21 protein-coding genes and 2 tRNA genes are annotated in these 18324 nt (G+C 63.0%); 12 read left to right on the top strand and 11 right to left on the bottom strand.

What is annotated here, in order from left to right; translation table 11 throughout:
* On the top strand, positions 1 to 460 hold a 460-nt coding region (locus PLN84_RS04560), incomplete at its 5' end, for an SLC13 family permease (RefSeq protein WP_348531933.1).
* A gap of 5 nt (positions 461 to 465) precedes the next feature.
* Complete coding sequence (locus tag PLN84_RS04555; protein WP_292384901.1) at positions 466 to 915, top strand: universal stress protein; 450 nt, start codon at positions 466 to 468, stop codon at positions 913 to 915.
* A 678-nt stretch (positions 916 to 1593) separates the two neighbouring features.
* Here the strand turns inward: PLN84_RS04555 and budA are convergent.
* The 3 genes from budA to PLN84_RS04540 all read right to left on the bottom strand — a co-directional run bounded on the left by budA (position 1594) and on the right by PLN84_RS04540 (position 3751).
* Positions 1594 to 2418: an acetolactate decarboxylase gene (budA, locus tag PLN84_RS04550; RefSeq protein ID WP_292384903.1), complete on the bottom strand. Its 825-nt coding sequence runs from the start codon at positions 2416 to 2418 to the stop codon at positions 1594 to 1596.
* Between the two features lie 10 nt (positions 2419 to 2428).
* A complete protein-coding gene (locus PLN84_RS04545; RefSeq protein WP_299952506.1) occupies positions 2429 to 2851 on the bottom strand; it encodes a nucleoside deaminase in 423 nt (140 codons plus the stop codon).
* Positions 2852 to 3208: 357 nt separating this feature from the next.
* Complete coding sequence (locus tag PLN84_RS04540) at positions 3209 to 3751, bottom strand: HEAT repeat domain-containing protein (protein WP_292384907.1); 543 nt, start codon at positions 3749 to 3751, stop codon at positions 3209 to 3211.
* 107 nt (positions 3752 to 3858) lie between these two features.
* Between PLN84_RS04540 and PLN84_RS04535 the strand changes: the two genes are divergently transcribed.
* A complete protein-coding gene (locus PLN84_RS04535; RefSeq protein WP_292384908.1) occupies positions 3859 to 4284 on the top strand; it encodes a hypothetical protein in 426 nt (141 codons plus the stop codon).
* Positions 4285 to 4320: 36 nt separating this feature from the next.
* Here PLN84_RS04535 and nadC read toward each other — a convergent pair whose 3' ends face one another.
* Genes nadC through nadX form a run of 3 tightly spaced genes read right to left on the bottom strand, consistent with a single transcriptional unit; the run spans position 4321 to position 6838 of the window.
* A complete protein-coding gene (gene nadC / locus PLN84_RS04530) occupies positions 4321 to 5175 on the bottom strand; it encodes a carboxylating nicotinate-nucleotide diphosphorylase (protein ID WP_292384910.1) in 855 nt (284 codons plus the stop codon).
* A gap of 5 nt (positions 5176 to 5180) precedes the next feature.
* The gene (gene nadA, locus PLN84_RS04525; protein WP_292384913.1) at positions 5181 to 6077 is read right to left on the bottom strand and encodes a quinolinate synthase NadA; all 897 of its coding nucleotides are present in this window, start codon (positions 6075 to 6077) and stop codon (positions 5181 to 5183) included.
* 2 nt (positions 6078 to 6079) lie between these two features.
* A complete protein-coding gene (nadX, locus tag PLN84_RS04520; RefSeq protein WP_292384915.1) occupies positions 6080 to 6838 on the bottom strand; it encodes an aspartate dehydrogenase in 759 nt (252 codons plus the stop codon).
* A 147-nt stretch (positions 6839 to 6985) separates the two neighbouring features.
* Between nadX and PLN84_RS04515 the strand changes: the two genes are divergently transcribed.
* The 6 genes from PLN84_RS04515 to PLN84_RS04490 all read left to right on the top strand — a co-directional run bounded on the left by PLN84_RS04515 (position 6986) and on the right by PLN84_RS04490 (position 11830).
* Positions 6986 to 8224, top strand: a complete 1239-nt coding sequence (locus PLN84_RS04515) for a MiaB/RimO family radical SAM methylthiotransferase (RefSeq protein ID WP_292384917.1) — start codon at positions 6986 to 6988, stop codon at positions 8222 to 8224.
* A gap of 43 nt (positions 8225 to 8267) precedes the next feature.
* The gene (locus PLN84_RS04510) at positions 8268 to 8708 is read left to right on the top strand and encodes a metal-dependent transcriptional regulator (RefSeq protein WP_292384919.1); all 441 of its coding nucleotides are present in this window, start codon (positions 8268 to 8270) and stop codon (positions 8706 to 8708) included.
* 66 nt (positions 8709 to 8774) lie between these two features.
* Complete coding sequence (locus PLN84_RS04505) at positions 8775 to 9677, top strand: zinc ABC transporter substrate-binding protein (protein WP_292384921.1); 903 nt, start codon at positions 8775 to 8777, stop codon at positions 9675 to 9677.
* A complete protein-coding gene (locus tag PLN84_RS04500) occupies positions 9674 to 10441 on the top strand; it encodes an ABC transporter ATP-binding protein (RefSeq protein WP_292384923.1) in 768 nt (255 codons plus the stop codon). Before PLN84_RS04505 ends, PLN84_RS04500 begins: the two co-directional genes overlap by 4 nt.
* Positions 10442 to 10445: 4 nt before the next feature.
* The gene (locus PLN84_RS04495) at positions 10446 to 11255 is read left to right on the top strand and encodes an iron chelate uptake ABC transporter family permease subunit (protein ID WP_292384925.1); all 810 of its coding nucleotides are present in this window, start codon (positions 10446 to 10448) and stop codon (positions 11253 to 11255) included.
* A 50-nt stretch (positions 11256 to 11305) separates the two neighbouring features.
* Complete coding sequence (locus PLN84_RS04490) at positions 11306 to 11830, top strand: hypothetical protein (RefSeq protein WP_292384927.1); 525 nt, start codon at positions 11306 to 11308, stop codon at positions 11828 to 11830.
* Positions 11831 to 11956: 126 nt separating this feature from the next.
* Here the strand turns inward: PLN84_RS04490 and PLN84_RS04485 are convergent, their stop codons facing one another.
* Positions 11957 to 12409 (bottom strand): hypothetical protein, encoded by a 453-nt coding sequence (locus tag PLN84_RS04485; RefSeq protein ID WP_292384929.1) that lies wholly within the window; start codon positions 12407 to 12409, stop codon positions 11957 to 11959.
* 158 nt (positions 12410 to 12567) lie between these two features.
* On the opposite strand from PLN84_RS04485, the gene serS reads away from it, so the two are divergent.
* The gene (gene serS, locus PLN84_RS04480; protein WP_348531934.1) at positions 12568 to 13845 is read left to right on the top strand and encodes a serine--tRNA ligase; all 1278 of its coding nucleotides are present in this window, start codon (positions 12568 to 12570) and stop codon (positions 13843 to 13845) included.
* A 144-nt stretch (positions 13846 to 13989) separates the two neighbouring features.
* Complete coding sequence (locus tag PLN84_RS04475) at positions 13990 to 14205, top strand: hypothetical protein (RefSeq protein ID WP_292384932.1); 216 nt, start codon at positions 13990 to 13992, stop codon at positions 14203 to 14205.
* Between the two features lie 462 nt (positions 14206 to 14667).
* Here the strand turns inward: PLN84_RS04475 and PLN84_RS04470 are convergent, their stop codons facing one another.
* Entirely contained in the window at positions 14668 to 15369 is a 702-nt protein-coding gene (locus PLN84_RS04470) for an ABC transporter permease subunit (RefSeq protein ID WP_292384934.1), read from the bottom strand.
* Complete coding sequence (locus PLN84_RS04465) at positions 15366 to 16298, bottom strand: ABC transporter ATP-binding protein (protein ID WP_292384936.1); 933 nt, start codon at positions 16296 to 16298, stop codon at positions 15366 to 15368. The genes PLN84_RS04470 and PLN84_RS04465 overlap by 4 nt, the downstream gene beginning before the upstream one ends.
* Before the next feature lie 245 nt (positions 16299 to 16543).
* Here PLN84_RS04465 and PLN84_RS04460 point away from each other — a divergent pair, with 245 nt between their 5' ends.
* Positions 16544 to 17827 carry a solute carrier family 23 protein gene (locus PLN84_RS04460; protein WP_292384938.1) on the top strand — a complete coding sequence of 428 codons (1284 nt, stop codon included), beginning with the start codon at positions 16544 to 16546 and terminating at the stop codon, positions 17825 to 17827.
* A gap of 40 nt (positions 17828 to 17867) precedes the next feature.
* Here PLN84_RS04460 and PLN84_RS04455 read toward each other — a convergent pair.
* Together PLN84_RS04455 and PLN84_RS04450 are read right to left on the bottom strand one after the other, a co-directional pair.
* Positions 17868 to 17940: transfer RNA gene (locus PLN84_RS04455), tRNA-Ile, on the bottom strand.
* Between the two features lie 231 nt (positions 17941 to 18171).
* A tRNA-Ile gene (locus tag PLN84_RS04450) sits at positions 18172 to 18244 on the bottom strand.
* Between the last annotated feature and the right edge of the window lie 80 nt (positions 18245 to 18324).

Raw genomic sequence — 18324 nt, 5'->3', positions numbered from 1 at the left:
GATCTTTGAGAAGATCGAGTGGCCGGCCCTCTTCTTCTTCGGCGGGCTCTTCGTCATCGTCGGCGCCCTCGTCGAGACCGGGATCATCTCAAGCATCGCCCAGGTCATGGTCGAGAACGTCGGATCGACCGGGGAGGCGATGTTCATCGTGACCTGGTTTGCCGCCATCGCCTCGGCGATCGTGGACAACATCCCCCTGACCGCGGCGATGATCCCGCTCATTCACGACCTGGGGGCGACAATGGACGTCTACCCGCTCTGGTGGTCCCTCGCCCTCGGTGCGTGTCTCGGCGGGAACGGCACCGCCATCGGTGCGTCAGCAAACGTTGTGGTCATCGGTATCGCCGAGCGCGAGGGGATCGGCATCACCTTCATCGACTTCCTGAAGGTGGGGATGCTCGTACTCTTCGTGACGGTTGCAGTAGGATTTGGAATACTCTGGCTGAAATTTGCGGTGTGAATGACATGAAGATTCTGGTGCTTATCGACGGTTCGAAGTGGAGCCAGAAAGCGGCTCTGCACGCGATTGGACTGGCAAAGCGGAAGAATGCCGAGGTGGTCCTCTTCTCGGTGCTGGATATCGCGGAGGCAAAAGCGATGACGTTCAACTTCTGCGCTCAGAGCGGCATCTGCGGGCAGTTGAAGGACTATGAGGGCAGGATCTGGAGGGACATGCATAAGAGCATCGAGGACGACCAGAACAGCCTCCTCTCCCGCTACAAGGGGGAGAAGGTCCTGTGCTCGGGAAAGATTGTCGAGGGCAACGTCCGTGATGAGGTCGTCAGGGAGGCGAACACCGGTGCATACGGCCTGGTTGTCATGGGCGCGTTCGGCAAAAGCGGGAAGACCCGCATCAGTGCCCTGCTTGAAGAGATCGGAGGTGCGGTCAGACCGCCGTTGCTCGTCGTCCGATAACCTCCCTTTTTCCAGCAGGATCTCAACCCCGCCCACATCTTTCTCTCACGCGAAGAACGACTTCCCCGGAAGTGCGACGGTTCAGGATCATGGGCCGAGGAGCCCCCCGACTTGAGTCGGGGGAGGAATCGGCCCCCCGCATATCCCGATACACTTTCACCCCGCAGGGACGCCCATTATGTCGGATGAGCACGAAGAGAGATCTGGTTGCGCCGCAGAAGGCACGAAGCAGGAACCCTCTCCTGTGGATTACCGTTCCATGCGATTGGCGCAAACGACACCACAGTGCAGCGATCTTGCTGCCAGGGCCGCCGTCAACCGGCCTATTGCGGTCCGCTCCCCCGACGCCGGGGGAGAGGTGGAATCGCAAGCCTACAAAGAGCATGGTGCCACCCACGGCAGCATGCCCCCGACTGAAGTCGGGGGTAGTTGACAACGTGACAGGCCAGAGGGCAGGAGCGTGAGCACCGTTAGGTGCGAGGAAAGAGTTCGAGCACCACGAGGCTGCGAGCCGCAGAGAATATGACATCCGGTTGATGAGGGGTGGCAGCCCTCTTCTCGGCTCGAGGCCTGAAGGCTTCTCAAACTCAGCCCATCGCACTTCGCGGACTTCTTCCGTGTATGACTTGCGCCTGTTCAGGCAAAGATGCGAAAGAAAAAGAGGGATTTTTCCCGGGTTTACTCGACCCGCTCAAGGTCGTCCGAGAGGTCTGCCGAGAGGTCGACCGTCCAGAAGTCGCCGCTCGCGGGGAACGCCATGGTGAAGTTCGTCGTGGTGTCAACCTGCGCGCTGCTGCCCGCAGGCACCATCATATCAAGCAGGTGCCCGCCGGCGGTGCGATCGGCAGTGATGAAGTGGAGATGGTAACCCGGGACGTTGATCCCTTCTGCGAGCGTCGGTGTCCAGAACCCGACGAAGGTCCCGGTGACATTCTCGAACGTAAAGACCGTCTGGTTTGCCGTCACGTCGACGAGCCGCGGATAGGGCTTTTCCTGGGCGGGCACGCTCCGGGTCACCACCCGCGGGAAGGTGCCGTCCATCCGGATCGCATAAAAGAGGTTCTCGGAGGGGAGCTCCGCCTCCAGGCAGCGCCCGAGATCGGTCAGGTTCATCGGTTCATCGATCGTGACGGAGAGATCCGGGTCAAAGAACGTCGTGGCCGCAAACGGCGTCGTCGCATTCCCGGTGGCAGGGTAGGCCCGCCCATCAACCCGTACCAGGTACCATTCGCCGTCGATGCCGATCAGTTCTCCGTCGAGCCGATCGCCGCACCCGATCCCGAGATCCCCGTAGGTCGCGAGATTGTCGTATGTCACACTCCCGTCATACGCGCCCTGCAGGAGTGCATCGATCGTCGAGACCTGAAAGAGTGTCTCCCGATCGACGTCATTGCCGGATACAGGCCCGGCAATGATGGGCGCGACCGCAAGGGCGACCCAGGCGCCGATGAGGAAGAAGACGACGGCAACGACGGCGCAAGGAAGCAATGCACGTTTAGCCATGGAACTTCACTCACAGCACCCCGATATCCTCGTACCAGAGCTGGGGATGAGCCTCGATGAACGCATACATCATTGTTTTGCAGATATCGAGATCAAGGTCGAGCACCTCGACCCCGTGGGACTCAAGGAATTCCCGTGCTCCCGGGAAGTTTGCCGACTCCCCTGCCACGACCTTCCCGATCCCGAACTGGACGGCTGCTCCGGCACAGAAGTAGCAGGGCATCAGCGTGGAGTAGAGGGTACACCCCGCGTAGTTCCGGATCCTCCCGACGTTTCTCAGACAGTCGATCTCGGCATGGAGCAGGGGATCGTTGCACTGGACACGGCGGTTCCGCCCCCTTCCGATGATCCGACCGCCGCGAACCAGCACCGCCCCGATGGGTATCCCACCTTCCTGCAAGCCCTCTTCCGCCTCTTCAATGGCACACTTCATGAATAAGTCCATCTGACATTCTCCCGGGACGCTACTCTTACTATATAAATGGAGCGCAACTGGTAGTCAAATACATGAAGTTGTTACTAGATTATAAACCCATATGGGACGAAGGCCGCATACCCGGGCTATGATAGGCAGGATGGCCTTCCTGGTGGAGGGTACCACCTCTGATGGGAAAGTGAACGGCCGGGACCGCATCATAGAATGTCCGGCAAGGTTGAATGGTTCTGGAAACAGGGCTCTGAAGAAATGCTCCATACAACCCCCGGCACTACCGGTTGCAGACCCCGAACACGATCTCGTATTTCGCGTGAGCCGTAATGGCCCGGCCGCTGGAGAGAGACGGCACCCCCGTCAGATGCTCGGGATCTCCCGCTCGGTCCCGAGCTCGTCGAGCGCCTGACGGGCAGCAAGCCTGACGTCGCGGTCGGCATCGCCAAGGAGGCGCGCCAGAGGTTCCCTGGCTCGCGGATTGCCTATCCGACCGAGGGCCCGTGCTGCCAATCTCCGGACCCGGGGCTTTGCGTCGTCGAGCGCCCGGATCAGCGGCTCGACAGCCCTGGGGTCACCGATGTTTCCGAGCGCCCACGCCGCCCCCGACCGGACCCAGGAACTCTCGTCCTCCAGGCCCCGTATCAGCGGAAGCACAGGTTCGCGTTCATCGAGGCTCCCGAGCGCTCTCGCCGCCTTCCAGCGGACATCGACATGCTCGTCCTCCAGCGCCCGGATTAGTGGCTGCACCGCACGGTGGTCCCCCAACTCTCCGAGAGCATCCGCGGCCCGCCACCGATCGTTGAGATCCCCGGACTCCAGCATCGAGAGATACCGATGAAGTTTCTCCTCCCTGCTGAGGATCTCGACCTCTCCCCCCGGCAGCAGCGAATCCTTCCCCGCCATAGGCCACCTCGCGGCCATCTTGAACCGCCGGAGTATAAGGTTTTGCCCCGGCAGGGGAGACGCTCCCGTGAGGTGCATTTTTCTACTTTCCCGGCCATCTCCATAGTATGGAGAGTCCGACCGGCACACTGGAGGGTACGGCGTTCCCGCCGGACCTGGAACGCCTCGGTATCGTCCTGGGAGCGAAGATCGACATCAGAGAACTCGATAACCTGGGAAAGCGTCACAACTTCCAGGTCTTCCTCTATTTTGAGGAGGATCTGGCCCGGTCTTCCACGCTCCGGAAAGACCTGCAGGAGTACGGTGACGTTCCGGACCTCGAGCGCCCGTTCATCAGGCTGGATGCGTTCCTCCGATTTGCCAGCGAGTCGGACCCACTCTTCACCCGGCGCCTGGATGAACTTCCGCTGGTCATCGAGGTCGTCGCCTACGGGGAGATCACGATGCAGGAGGGGAAACTCCTGCCATACGTCAAAGGAGTGATGCCGTTCCTTGACGAGCTCACGATGGAGGAGACGCCGGGCGCCTCCTGAACCCCTCGCTCTTCTCCCGGGCGCCGCCGGCACCGGTCATAGGATCCTGACTGTGCCCGCTCCCGCAAGGATGTCCAGACTCACGTCGAAGTTCCTGACCGTATGGGTGAGCGCACCCATGCTGATAATATCGATCCCTGTCGCGGCATACCCGGCAAGGTCACCGGCGGCAACCCCCCCGGAGACCTCCAGAGTCACCCCCTCCCGGAGACCCCGCCCGGCGAGTACCCGGACGACCTCGCTGACCGCGTCCGGCCTCATGTTGTCAAGCAGAATAAGGTCAGCATCGGCCTTTGCAGCCGTGACGGCGTCCTCGACCGTCTCAACCTCCACCTCGACCAGCCGGTAGAGGCTCTGCTGCTTCGCCCTCCGGATAGCTTCGGGGAGCGGCACCAGCGCGAGGTGATTGTCCTTGATCAGGACCATATCCGAAAGAGTCCAGCGGTGCGGGTCGCCCCCGCCGAGCACCACCGCCTTCTTGTCCAGCACCCGCAGTCCCGGAGCGGTCTTCCGGGTCGCGGCAACCCGCACCTCCGGTGAAACCGCCCGGACGGTATCGACCGCCTCCCGGGTCCGGGTCGCAATCCCGCTCATGCGCCCGATGATGTTGAGCGCCGTCCGCTCCACGAGAAGGATCGCCTGCGCCGGCCCGTCGAGTTCGAGGAGGGTCGCTCCCGGGGCGACCGCTCTGCCGTCAACGGAACGCTCACGAACCGTGACCCCGAAGTGCTCAAAGAGCGCCCGCGCCTCGGCGAGACCCGCGACGGTCCCGGAGTCTTTTGCCCGGATCACCGCCCGACAGACAATGTCGGGGACGATCGCTTCAGAGGTGGCGTCGCCCCACGGCGCATCCTCCCGGACGAACCGGAGCAGGTCCTCGATAGAGATCATGCACTTCACGCACCGACGGCGATCATCCGCTCGATAACCCGCCGTGCCCGGTCCATGACCTCCGGGGAGAGGATGATCTCGTGCTCTTCGCGTTCGAGCGCCCGCCGGAGGTCGGGGATGGACGTCTTCTTCATATCCACGCAGACCGCCTCCGGTTTCTCATAAAAGACCCTGCCCGGGTAGAGCACCCGGAGGCGGGAGACCATCTCCCGTTCGGTGAAGACCGACCAGGGCTCGTTTCCGCCGGCGGCGGCATCCCGGACCATGCCCCCCGTGGAGACGGTCCGGTCGGCCTGCTCCTGGATCTCCGGCGGGCACTCCGGGTGACATACGATCATGCCGCCCCTTCCCCGTGCCGCTTCGGCATCGGCACGGGTAAACCCGGCGTGGACATAGCAGTGCCCGCCGGGGGGAACCGGGATGATCGTCTTTTCAGGGAGCTGCCGCTGGACGTATGCCGCAAGGTTTGCATCCGGCCCGAAGAGGATCGTATCGTTTGAGAGCGACGCCACGACCTGGACCGCGTTTGCAGAGGTGCAGGTGGTATCGGCGAGCGCCTTGACTTCCGCCGTGCTGTTGACATAGACCACTACGGCAGCATCGGGATGCTGCACCCGCGCCTCCCGGATCAGGTCCGGGGTCAGGAAGTCGGCGAGAGGGCACCCCGCATCCTCGACCGGGATGATGACCTTACGTTCCGGGTTGAGGATCTTTGCCGTCTCGGCCATAAACCGGACACCACAGATGACAATCAGGTCAGCCCTGGCTTCCTTTGCCTTCACCGCGATCTCAAGGCTGTCACCCACAACGTCGGCAAGCCTCTGGATCTCCAGGGGCTGGTAGTTATGCGCCATGACAACTGCATTCTTCCTGGCTTTAAGCGCACGGATCCTCTCTTCCATCGTTACGTCCCCACCACCAGAGGGTTTTCAAGGTTCTTTAAGAGCGTCAGGATGGAGAGAGCCGCCATATAACTCGTGGCGGGGTTATCGGGGCTCGGGACGTTCCTGACCCTGACGTAAATGTCCCCGAAGTCGCCCTCGACGAATAACTCGTGGATGTTCCTCTCTGTTGCAGGGTCAACCCAGAGTTCCACATCGGCGTCCCTGCCGGCAGCGAGTTCCAGCGCTATCGCGACGTTGATGTTCTTCGGGTATTGCTTAATACAGTCGTTTGCCAGCCCTTTGAATATCTCCGTCCGGGCCGTGATGGGGAGCCCCAGCGACGCGGGGGGTTTTGTTGTCCGCAGGAGCAGTTTCCTCGGCGGCGAGACCTGACCGATCTTGAGGTTATCGAGGCCAACGATGGCACCGCTCGGAATACGGATCTTCTTCCCGAATTCATGTGCGGTGTTGACAAGGCGCTCGCGGAACTCCTCATCCGCGAGAGCCCCCCCGGAGAGGACGATGATATCTCTCCCCGAGCGGAGGACCGCCTCTGCATAGCATCTGACTGCGTCGACCGAAGCGGCTTCCACGACGATCGAGAAATCTTCCTGCATGAAGGCGTCGAAGTCCGTGTATGGCCGGGCACCGCAGCGCTCTGCCAGTTCCTCTGCCCGCCCGGGAATAATATCGAAGACAGCGACAACCTGGATGCTCTCGGCGTGCGTGGCGATGATCCGCCCGACGTTGCCGCATCCCAGCAACCCAATTTTAATCATCGAATAAAGAGATTGTAATATCAGCGGTTAAGTATTGTGCTTGGCACAATATCGGTCGGAAGCGGGATAGAATACCCTCAAAACGGCAGGGATGTTCACCGCGAGAGGTCGAACCGGTCACCGGCTACGCGCAAGGAGTTAAGGGCCATGACGCTGGAAGAGCTGCGTGGAAGACCGATCTACATCGAGAGTTACGGGTGTACCTACAACCACGCCGACACCCAGAGGCTGAAAGAGATACTGGAAGGTCTCGGCTGTACGCTGACCGGGCCCGACGAGGCAGACGCCGTGATCGTCAACACCTGTACGGTGATCGACGCAACCGAACGGAAGATGATCCGGCGTCTCGCGGCCTTCGCCGATCGGGACCTCTACGTGACCGGGTGCATGCCGCTCGTCCAGATAGAGAGGATTCGCGCGGTCTGCACGCCGCACGTCATCCACCCGGACGAGATCCACGAGCAGTCCTGCGGCATCGGCACCCGCAGTTCAGGAGCGGTCGGCGTGGTGCAGGTCGCAAGCGGGTGCCTCGGCCGGTGCAGTTACTGTATCACCCGGCTCGCGCGCGGAAGGCTCGATAGCGCGTCGCCCGGGGAGATCCTCGATGCCGTCCGGTGCCTTGTCGCGTCGGGTGCATACGAGATCCAGTTGACCGGGCAGGACGTGGCCGCCTGGGGGTTTGACCGGGGCGAATCGCTCCCCGACCTCCTGCTGGCGATCAGAGAGATCCCCGGGCGGTTCGCCGTCCGGTTGGGGATGATGAGCCCTGCTTCGGTGCTCGGGATCCTCGAGCCCCTCGTCGATGCCTACGAGAGCGATAAGATCTTCCGGTTCCTCCACCTCCCCGTCCAGTCGGGCTCGGACTCCGTCCTTGGGAGAATGCAGCGCGGCTACCGCGCGGTCGACGTTCTCCGGATCGTCGATGCGTTCCGGGAACGCTACCCGGAGATGATGGTCTCCTCCGACTTCATCACCGGGTTTCCCGGGGAGACGGAGGAGGAGTTTCGGCAGACACTCGAACTCATCGAGCGCGCGGCATTCGTGAAGGTGAACATCACCCGCTACTCCCGGCGGCCCGGCACGGCCGCCGCAGCCTTAAAAGACCTCCCGGAGCGGATACGCAAAGTTAGATCCCGGGCGCTGCTCGCCGAGGCGAACCGGATCTATGACCGTTACAACGAACGCTGGATCGGGAGGGAGACACCGGTCGTCGCGACCGAGAAGAACACGCCCGGGTCAACCGTCTGCCGCAACCCCTGCTACCTCAACGTCGTCATCGAAGAAGACCTGCCGCTCGGGTTCTCGGGGCGGGCGGTGATCACCGGGAGCCGGCGGCACTACGTCACCGGCAACCTTGTCCCGAAAGGGACCGGCGACAGGATTTAGCCCCACCGAAACTTTTTCTCCAGGAAGAGCATACTCTCCTACCATGCAGGGGATCACCGGGCACGAACTCTCCTCACGAAAGGCAGAATACCTCAAGTACATCCACATGCAGGGCGACGTCGTGAAGACGACCGAGATCGCCGCCCGGTTCTCGGTCGCACCCTCGACGGTGACAAAGGCGCTCACGGAGATAGCAAAAGCGGGATACATCGAGCATAGGCCCTATCACGGGGTGCGGCTCACGTCTGCAGGCACCGAGTACGCCCGGTTCCTGCTCCGGCGTCACCGGATCGTCGCCCTGGTTCTCAGCCGCCACGGCCTTGAACCCGACGAGGCCTGCAGGGAAGCAGCGAAGATCGAGCAGTGCTTCTCAAAGGACCTGACGAACAGGATATGCTCCTCGCTCGGACACCCGATGATGAGCGGCTGCGGAGAGATTGAGCACGATCACTGCTGCTGCCCCTCCTGCGGGCACCAGGGGTGACGTCAGCACGTTCTTCTGCCTCCAGGGATGAATGTTTAGACCCATACCAAATTCCGGGTGAGGTACATGGAATCACAAAAAAGGGGCCGAAAAACCCCGCTAGCACGAATTCTGGCAGCGCTTTTAGTCCTGCTGCTGGCAGCAGCCACGGCGGGATGCACCGGAGCCGACCGGCAGCAGGATGAACGGATCGTCGTCGCAGTCACCATCCCTCCCGAGCAGGAGTTCGTCGAGCGGGTGGGAGGCGATAATGTCCGGGTGGTCCTGCTGGTGCCGGCGGGAGCCGACCCGCACACCTACGAACCGCCCCCGGGGGTCATCGCCGATGTCGCGGAGGCGGAGATGTATGCCGTGGTGGGCTCGGGGATCGAGTTTGAACTCGCCTGGAAGGAGAAGATCGCCGCCCTGAATCCCGACATGCTGGTCGTCGACTGCTCGCGCGGCGTCGACCTGATCTCGACCGGCGAGGACGGCCATGCGGGGATCGACCCGCACATCTGGGTCTCCCCGCGGAACGCGAAGGTCATGGTCGAGAACATCTACCAGGGTCTCGCGGAGGTCGACCCGGAGAACGCCGGCGACTACCGCCGGAACGCCGACGCCTACCTGGAAGAACTCGATACCCTGGACGCGGAGATCGCCGGAACGCTCGCCGGGTCAGGGGTGACGACCGTCATGGTCGACCACTCGGCATGGGCCTACCTCGCCCGGGACTACGGTCTTACCGAGATCTCGATCGAGGACGAGGGAAAAGAGCCCTCCCCGCAGAGGCTGGAGCACCTCATCACACAGGCAAAGGAGGAGAGAATCGGGGTTATATTCGCCTCGCCCGAGCATTCCACCCGGAGCGCCGAGGTTATCGCGGACGAAATCTGCGGCACCGTGGTGACGGTAAGCCCGCTTGAAAAAGAGTACCTGGAGAACATGCGGTACGTAGCCTCGGCATTCGCAGGGAGCGGCAGGCCATGAGCGCGCCCGTGATTGAGGTAGACGACGTCTGGGTCAGGCTGCGCGGTCAGAACATACTTGAGGGAGTGAGTCTTGCCGTCTACCCGGACGATGTCTACGCAATCATCGGACCGAACGGTGGCGGAAAAACGACGCTCCTCCGGGTGATCCTCGGCCTCCTCACTCCCTCCCGCGGCGTCATCCGGATCCTCGGCGGTACGGAGATGGAGATGCGCAGGTACCTCGGCTACGTCCCCCAGTTCAGGACGTTTGATTTTGAGTATCCTATCACCGTGCGGGAGATGGTCCTCTCCGGCCGCCTCGGCCACATCACCCGCCTTCCAAGGCGCTACGGCGAAGAAGACCGTGCCCGGACCGAGGAGGCGCTCGATACGATGCAGATCGCCCATCTTGCGGACCGACAGATCCGGAATCTCTCGGGTGGGGAGCAGCAGCGGGTGATCATCGCCCGGGCGCTCGTCGGCGACCCGAAGGTGCTCCTCCTCGACGAACCGACGGTCTACGTGGACGCCCCGACCGAGGCGCAGTTCTACGAGATCCTTGATGGGCTCCGCGACCGGATGGCAATCGTCCTCGTGACACACGACATCGGGGTGCTCCCGGCCCGCGTGACCCGGGTCGCCTGCTTAAACCGGCGTCTCTACACACACGACACGAACGAGATCACGCCGGATATGCTCGAGGCCGCATACCGCTGTCCGGTGGACCTGATCGCCCACGGCATCCCGCACCGGGTTCTCCCGGAACACTCAAGGAAGGAGTGAGAAGATGCTCGAGGTGCTCGGGTTTGAGTTCTTCAGAAACGCGCTCGCCGCCGGAGTGCTCGCGAGCGTCGCCTGCGGCATCATCGGCACCTACGTCGTGGTCCGGCGGATGGTCTCGGTCAGCGGCGGCATCTCCCACGCGGCCTTCGGGGGGATCGGCCTCGGCTACTTCCTCCACATCGACCCGCTCATCGGCGCCGCCGGGTTCACCGTGGCAACGGCGCTCGGGATGGGCGCGCTCGAGATCCGCGCCCGACAACAGATGGATACGCTCATCGGCGCGGTCTGGGCGGCCGGGATGGCCATCGGGATCCTCTTTGTCTACCTGACACCGGGATTTGCCCCCGATCTCTTCTCCTACCTCTTCGGGAACATCCTCCTCGTGCCGTGGGAGGACATCCTGTTGATGGCGACCCTCGTGGCCATCATCGTCGCCGTCGTGGCCTTCCTCTACCGGGAGCTCCAGGCGGTCACCTTCGACCCGGACTACGCGACGGTCATGAACCTGCCCGTCGAGCGGCTCTCGCTCCTTCTCCTTGTGCTGATCGCGCTCACGGTGGTGATGCTGATCCGGGTGGTGGGGATCATCCTTGTGATCGCGCTCCTGACCCTTCCGGCGGCGATCAGCCGCCTCTACACCACCCGCATCTGGAGTATGATGCTCCTTGCCGTCGTCCTCGGCATCGTCTTCACTCTGACGGGAATATGGCTCTCCTACCTCTTGAACGTCCCATCCGGGGCGACGATCATCCTGGTGAGCACCCTCGCGTATGCAGGCTCCCTCGGCATCGAACGCCTCAGACAGGGCGACTAACGGGACAAACCGGTGCGCTTATGCCGGCGCACGCGAGAGTTAGGTGAGCAATGGATCCGATCATCGAAGAGGGATATACCCGGCTCCTCGAGACCCTCGGGGACCTGCAGGCGAAGAAGGAAGAGTCGGCATCCGGACTCCGGGACAACATAGGAGCACTCCTTGCGCGGATGGCCGCCGATACGGCGCCGGTCGTCGGCGAGATCGGCCTGGAGATGCTCCGGCGCGCAAAGAGGGAGGCGTCCGGGGAACTCTACGACCAGGAGTTCTACGAGAAGAAGATGATCGTTCTCGGAAAGACCGACCCGCTTCCGTACCGACCCGACGACCCGACCCTGCCCGTCGACGCTCAGATATGCGTCCTCGGTGAGGATGGGGTCTTTTACGAGGTGATGTACACCCACACCGAGATCCGGATCGACTCCTACCTCGCGACGCTTGCGCCGGAGGAGGCGTTCGACGTCTACGGCTACGACCTTGTCTGCATGCTTTACCGGGCGATGTTTGAGTACGCACAGAAAGAAGAGGAACTGACGGCCGCACTCGCACGGACGCTCGAGTACCTCGCCCCATAAGATCTATCTATACTCCCGGATGCTGATGAACCGCCGACGCGAACCCCCGGGGGCTTTCCACTCTGGTCTGCCGGAAGCACCCGCAAAAAACCCTGGCGGGAGAGAGTTCTCGCGCGCCGTCTCCTCTCACCGGTGCCCGAATATCGGAAACATCGGCTCGGTGGGGTCGCGCCCCGGCCCGAGCGCCGTGAGAGCGTACGAGCGCGAGAACTCCCGACCGACAGGGTTTTCATAGGTTATGACCGCTTTTGCCTCGGAGATCATGGAACCAAGACTGAACCCGGATTCCTCGTCCGGATCGAGCGAGGCGAGATCGAACTCGATGTTGAGCGGAACGAGGGCGACATGGATATTCTGCGCTCTCGTGGTTCCCGCATTGGTGACGATGATCTCCCGGGCGTTCTCCGAGAGTTCTGCGGTGACGAGCGGGTATTCAGCGGTATCCCTCATGATGTGAATACTCATCAGGAGGGCCAGTACACCGACCAGAGCGATGAGGGCGAAGAAGGGCTCGATGTAGAAGAGCCCGAGCGTGATGAGACAGCCCACGACCAGGATGATCTTCTGGTTCTTTTCCATGCTACATGAGTTGGTTCGCCGGAAATTATAAGAGTAGGTTTTAGGCGGGAGCGGCAGGACGATCGGATCGCGTTCTGCCCGGGGAGTTGCCGGCACTCACCATGCAGGAAGGGCAACATGACCATATACCGTCATGGCAAAGTATGTACAGAGACAGCATGCTTGAGTTGAAGTTCGTTCGTGCACACCCCGATATCGTCAGGGCAGACCTCATCAAGAGAGGAGATACCGAGAAGCTGGCCTGGATCGACGAGGTGCTGGAGATGGACCGGAGGGCACGGGAACTCACCGTGGCGATCGGCAACCTGCGCAACCGGAGGAACGTCATATCCCGCGAGATCAGCCAGGCGAGGAAGGCAGGGAGGGATGCCGCAGATCTCATCGCCGAGACTGCAGGTCTTCCCGGACGGATCAAGCAGGCGGAGACGGAGCGCGATACGCTCACCGAGGCGGTGAAGTACCGCCTGATGCGGCTCCCGAACATCCTCCACGAGAGCGTTCCGATAGGGAAAGACGACACCGAGAACGTCGAGATCCGGCGCTGGGGTGACCCTAAGACCCCCGCATTCGACCTGAAGAACCACGGGGCGCTCGCCGTCGAGCACGACTGGGCGGACTTCGAGCGCGCGGCAAAGATCTCCGGGGCCGGGTTCTACTTCCTGAAGGGCAGGCTTGCCCTGCTCGATATGGCGCTCCAGCGGTTTGTGATGGACCTTCTCGTCGAGCGGGGATACACCCCGATCATCCCTCCCTATATGATGAACCGGGCCGCATACGAGGGCGTGACCGACCTTGCCGACTTCGAGAACGTCATGTACAAGATCGACGGCGAGGACGAGTACCTGATCGCGACGAGCGAGCACCCGATGGCCGCGATGTACAGCAACGAGATCTTCGAGGGGAAGGACCTGCCGCTCAGGCTCGCGGGCTTGAGCCCGTGCTTCCGGCGCGAGATCGGGGCGCATGGGCTCGATACGAAAGGGCTCTTCCGCGTCCACCAGTTCCACAAGGTGGAGCAGTTCATCTACGCGACGCCGGAGCAGTCCTGGGACCTCCACGAGGAGCTGCTCGCGAACGCCGAGGTGGTCTTCCAGCAGCTCGGCCTCCCCTACCGGGTCGTCCTGATCTGCACGGGGGATATCGGGACCGTCGCCGCGAAGAAGTACGACCTCGAGGTCTGGATGCCGCGCGAGGAGCGCTACCGCGAAGCGGTCTCCTGCTCGAACTGCACGGCCTACCAGGCGGTCAGGCTGAACATCAAGGTGCGCGACCCGACCGAGTTCACCGAGAAGCGCTACCTGCACACCTTGAACAGCACCGCGATCGCGACCTCCCGCGCGATACGGGCAATCCTGGAGAACTACCAGAACGAGGATGGGTCGGTCACGGTCCCGGAGGCCCTCAGGCCCTACCTCTACGGCAGCGAGACGCTGTAAAGAGCCCCAGGGCCCGTGAGGCGCCGACAATACTTCTTCCAGCGGGCACTACCCGCTGGAAAGCAGTCCACTTTTTTTCGCAACCGTGCTATCTCGCCCACCAGCACCGCACAGACCCGGCGCTCTTCGGTGACGTCCTCGTAGGTGACGTACCGCGTCCCGTCGCAGAGTTCAACGGGATGGTTGGGCACCGACGAGATCATCGATACGGAAGGCCATACCAATGATATCCCGGCCTGCCAGTCGCTCCGGTCCCTGCCGGAAATCCCGGCCGACGATCGCTCTCATGAGAAACTGCCGGTCGACTTCGTCATACGAGTCGACGAAGACCCGGACATCGGGAACAAGTCATACCGGTAGATATCCGCCTCCGGCGACAGGTCGGCAAGCTCCATCGCGATCCGGGCGAGGAATTTCTTCGTGAAGCAGAGAAAGGCGGAGATCGGGACATGCCGGACAAGGGAATAGGCTTTGCATTGCCGAGGCTCCGGACGTCGACCTTTCCCGCGATCCGGAGGATCTCGAGGTGCTTTGAGACCGTATTCCGTGACGCCGAACTGTATTGCCACCCCGGTGATGGCCATGCCCTTCGGCCTGAACCGGAGGGCACGGGGGATGCGGGCAGGGAGATCGTGCTCCTCCTGCATGGCACGTGCATCATTACCGGCGACAGGTTATGGGATGCCCGCGGGATATGCAGTATCGAGCATACCTCCGGAATCTCCTTTCCTGGACGGCGCTGTCACGAAGCGGACGTTGCCCCCGGGTGCGGCGCAGGATACCGCCGTGTTCGACCCTCTTCCCCGGAAGAACTCCCCCACCTCACGGGATCGTCCTGACGATCCGTTCCTTCGTCACCTTACCGGCGATGACACGGGCGAGGGCGAGGAGCGCTACCCCGGCCGCCGCGAGAACCGCCTCAGTCGTCGCCGAGATGCCGGGCCCGCCCGGTACGACCTGCTGGAGCCCGATGATCAGGAAGACGAACCCGAAGATGAGGACGAATCCGAGGATCTGGTTCTCACGCATCCCGAGCGCGAGCTGGGCCGCGCCGATGAGCCCGGCCGCGGCAGCGATCCAGACAGGGACGACGACCGCGAGATGGGCGAGAAGCAGCGGTTCGGCGGCGACGGGAGCGCCGGTGAGGCCGGTGACCGCCGCGGCGGTCACTGCGGCCGAGAGGAGGGTCGTCAGGTACGCCGGCACGGCGACCCCGACGGCCTTCCCTTCCCAGAGGCAGCGGAGGGAGACCGGAGTGCAGAGGAGCGTCTCAATGGTGCCGTCCCGCTTCTCGCGGAGGAAGGCATCGGCGCAGAAGATGTAGCCCATGAAGACCCCGACAGGGAGGGTGACCGCGGCGATGCTGCCGGCAAGGGTCGTAACCTCTTCGCCGGCACCCGCAGCGATCCCCATGGCGGACATAACAGGGAGCCAGATGGCAAAGATGAGCCCGGATATGAGGATACTCCGGTTCCGGAGGGCGACCCGCATCTCGCGGCCGGCGATGATGCCGAGCGTGCTCATGCTCCGCCCTCCGCCAGGTCGACGTGTTCGAGGTAGATCTCCTCAAGCGATCTGGATGACCGGCGGACCTCCTCGATCCGGAACCCTGCCCCGACGAGTGCAGCGACGAGATCCGGGGTCGCGCCGGGATCGGCAAGGGTGCAGAGGAGAACGTCGCCGTCCACGTCGCACCCGGCGACGAACGGCAGCCCCATGGCAGTCTCGCACGCGTGGGCGCGGTCGCCCGGGTCGGCGAGGGAGACCGTCACGGCAAGGCGGTCTGAGGCCGCGGTGAGGTTTGCCACCGTATCGAAGGCACGGATCCTGCCGCCGGCGAGGATCGCGACCGTCGAGCAGATCCGCTGGACTTCGTCGAGGTGATGGGAATTTAAAAAGACGGTCATCTCTTCCCGCCGCGAGAGTTCGAGGATGAGGTCACGGACCATCCGCTGCGCGCCGGGGTCGAGGCCGGAGGACGGTTCGTCGAGGAAGACGACCTCAGGGCGGTGGAGGATGGCCCGGGCGATCCCGAGTTTCCGCTTCATGCCGGTCGAGAACGTCCCGACCAGGTCGTCCCGCCGGTCGGCAAGATCGACGAGCGTGAGGAGTTCGTCGATCCTCTCTGCAGGGTCGTCAACGCCGTAGAGCCCGGCGTAGTAGGCCAGGTTGCCGGCTGCGCTCATCCGGTCGGCAAGACCGTTGTTCTCAAAGAGCACCCCGACCCTCCGGCGCGCATCGTCGTCGGAGGCGAGGTCGCGGCCGAGGACCCGGACCTCGCCTGCGCCGGGGGCAAGGAGGCCGAGCAGGATCCGGATGGTCGTGGTCTTCCCGGCGCCGTTCGGGCCGAGATAGCCGAAGACCTCACCGTGACCGACGGTGAACGAAACGTCGCGGAGGATCTCCCGGCCATCGAAGGACCGCGAGAGGCCCCGGACCTCGACGGCGCTCACGCCGGCCGCCTCCGGCACCGGGTAACGATTATCCGGGATTCCCGGGCTGCGGAATCTGCAGAGTGCATAGTGATAGATCTCCGCGCGAAATTGTAAAAGGAGCGGATCTTGTGTGACGGGCGGGCCGGGATAACAGGATCCAGCCAAGGAGGGGGAAACGCTATTTCACCGCAACGAGAGATCCTCCATCATCACGCCGGACGCCCTGCTGCCCGTTCCGGCACCTCAACCGGGAGCCTTTGCAAATGGAGTTCACCTGCGGTATCGACAACCGGCCCGGGCCGGCACACCTTCTCATCTTCGGCCTGCAGTGGCTGGCGGTGAGTGTTCCTCTCGTCCTGATCATCGGGAGGGTGGCGGCCGGCGCTCAGGCGGAGGCGGCGGCCGTTCCCTACCTGCAGAGACTCTTCCTCCTCGTCGGCCTCGTCCTCCTCGTGCAGGTCTACCTCGGCCACCGGCTTCCCCTGGTCCTCGGCCCGGCGACGGTGCTCCTGGTCGGCATCCTCGCAAGCACCGATGCGGGCATCGGAGCGGTCAACGCGTCGCTCCTCGCCGGGGGGCTCCTCATTGCCGGAATAGCGGCAACCGGCCTTATCGGGCGCCTGAAAAGCCTCTTCACGCCCCGGGTGATCACGGTCGTCCTCGTGCTCATCGCGTTCACCCTCGCCCCCACCATCCTCAACCTGGTCACGGACGGAGGCGGCACGGTCCCCCCGGCGCAGGCTTTCCTCTTCTCAATCACGTTTGCGCTCGCCCTCTTCATCGCCGGCGGTTATCTCGCGGGAATGTGGAAGTCGATCCTGGCGCTCTGGGCGATCCTCATCGGCACCCCGGTCTACATCGCTCTCTTCGGGGAGGTCCCCCTGCCTCCGGCGGATACCCCCCTCTTCGCGCTGCCTGGAGACCTGATCGCACCGCTCGCCGTTCCTGACACCGGGATCATTGCGGCGTTCCTGATCTGCTACCTCGCGCTCGCGATAAACGACCTCGGCTCAATCCAGTCGGTGGGCGGCCTTCTCGGCGCCGGGGCGATGGAGGAGCGGGTGAGCCGCGGGGTGACCGTAACCGGCCTTGCGAACGTTCTCGCGGGGCTCACCGGCGTCATCGGCCCGGTGAACTTCTCCCTCTCCCCCGGGGTCATCGCCGCCACCGGGTGCGCGTCCCGCCTCGCCCTGGTCCCGGCAGCGATTGGGCTCGGCCTCATAGCCGCATCGCCGCTTGCCATCGGATACCTGGAGAGCATCCCCGCCCCCGTCATCGGTGTCGTCCTCACCTACGTCATGGCCTCCCAGATCGCGGCAGGGCTCATGCTCGCGCAGGAGAGCAAAGCGGTCGGGAGATTCGAAGACGGCCTGATCATCGGCATCCCCCTCCTTCTCGGGACCCTGGTGGCGTTTCTGCCCCCGGAGATCGCGGCGGGGTTCCCGGCGGCGGTTCGCCCCCTCATCGCAAACGGATTTGTGGTCGGTATCGTAACGGTCCTCGCGCTCGAGCACATTGTCTACCGTCGGGCACGGGGTGAGAGGTGAGATCAAGAGACAACGAGAAAGCAGGGTTCTGAGAAGATGATGGGCCCGGTGCGATTCGAACGCACGACCTCCCGGTTATCAGCCGGGTGCACCACCGGCTATGCTACGGGCCCGGATGCACTCATACTAGTGCCTATAATTGTTGTATAATCTTCGATTTAAAGGTTGTGCAAAGACCTTGCTTCGCCCATTTCGCTACGCGAGGCGGTTTCCTGGAAGCGCCGCCTCCGTGGCCGCCGGTGCCGGGGTCTGCCCGGTTAATCTACGGGAAAGGACGAAGAAGTCAGCAGTCCCGGCGGTGTCGACCCGTGGGGCTCCCCGGAAGAGACTGATCAAAAAGGACATGGGCCCGGTGCGATTCGAACGCACGACCTCCCGGTTATCAGCCGGGTGCACCACCGGCTATGCTACGGGCCCTAAGATTTCCCTCCAACATCCGGGATATAAATACATAATTGTTTTGGTCAGGCATCCAAAGCGCTATGTTAAAACCCGAT

Origin of the sequence: Methanoculleus sp., assembly GCF_035363275.1 — an archaeon.
GTDB lineage: Archaea > Halobacteriota > Methanomicrobia > Methanomicrobiales > Methanoculleaceae > Methanoculleus.
The sequence above is the reverse complement of the archived record's forward strand: the minus strand, read 5'-3'. Positions and strand labels throughout refer to the sequence as shown.

Excerpts from the sequence above, each read along its gene's own strand:
- PLN84_RS04555 (WP_292384901.1), top strand. The coding sequence starts at position 466 with ATGAAGATTCTGGTGCTTATCGACGGTTCGAAGTGGAGCCAGAAAGCG.
- budA (WP_292384903.1), bottom strand. The coding sequence starts at position 2,418 with ATGGCTAAACGTGCATTGCTTCCTTGCGCCGTCGTTGCCGTCGTCTTC.
- PLN84_RS04545 (WP_299952506.1), bottom strand. The coding sequence starts at position 2,851 with ATGAAGTGTGCCATTGAAGAGGCGGAAGAGGGCTTGCAGGAAGGTGGG.
- PLN84_RS04540 (WP_292384907.1), bottom strand. The coding sequence starts at position 3,751 with ATGGCGGGGAAGGATTCGCTGCTGCCGGGGGGAGAGGTCGAGATCCTC.
- PLN84_RS04535 (WP_292384908.1), top strand. The coding sequence starts at position 3,859 with ATGGAGAGTCCGACCGGCACACTGGAGGGTACGGCGTTCCCGCCGGAC.
- nadC (WP_292384910.1), bottom strand. The coding sequence starts at position 5,175 with ATGATCTCTATCGAGGACCTGCTCCGGTTCGTCCGGGAGGATGCGCCG.
- nadA (WP_292384913.1), bottom strand. The coding sequence starts at position 6,077 with ATGGAAGAGAGGATCCGTGCGCTTAAAGCCAGGAAGAATGCAGTTGTC.
- nadX (WP_292384915.1), bottom strand. The coding sequence starts at position 6,838 with ATGATTAAAATTGGGTTGCTGGGATGCGGCAACGTCGGGCGGATCATC.
- PLN84_RS04515 (WP_292384917.1), top strand. The coding sequence starts at position 6,986 with ATGACGCTGGAAGAGCTGCGTGGAAGACCGATCTACATCGAGAGTTAC.
- PLN84_RS04510 (WP_292384919.1), top strand. The coding sequence starts at position 8,268 with ATGCAGGGGATCACCGGGCACGAACTCTCCTCACGAAAGGCAGAATAC.
- PLN84_RS04505 (WP_292384921.1), top strand. The coding sequence starts at position 8,775 with ATGGAATCACAAAAAAGGGGCCGAAAAACCCCGCTAGCACGAATTCTG.
- PLN84_RS04500 (WP_292384923.1), top strand. The coding sequence starts at position 9,674 with ATGAGCGCGCCCGTGATTGAGGTAGACGACGTCTGGGTCAGGCTGCGC.
- PLN84_RS04495 (WP_292384925.1), top strand. The coding sequence starts at position 10,446 with ATGCTCGAGGTGCTCGGGTTTGAGTTCTTCAGAAACGCGCTCGCCGCC.
- PLN84_RS04490 (WP_292384927.1), top strand. The coding sequence starts at position 11,306 with ATGGATCCGATCATCGAAGAGGGATATACCCGGCTCCTCGAGACCCTC.
- PLN84_RS04485 (WP_292384929.1), bottom strand. The coding sequence starts at position 12,409 with ATGGAAAAGAACCAGAAGATCATCCTGGTCGTGGGCTGTCTCATCACG.
- serS (WP_348531934.1), top strand. The coding sequence starts at position 12,568 with ATGCTTGAGTTGAAGTTCGTTCGTGCACACCCCGATATCGTCAGGGCA.
- PLN84_RS04470 (WP_292384934.1), bottom strand. The coding sequence starts at position 15,369 with ATGAGCACGCTCGGCATCATCGCCGGCCGCGAGATGCGGGTCGCCCTC.
- PLN84_RS04460 (WP_292384938.1), top strand. The coding sequence starts at position 16,544 with ATGGAGTTCACCTGCGGTATCGACAACCGGCCCGGGCCGGCACACCTT.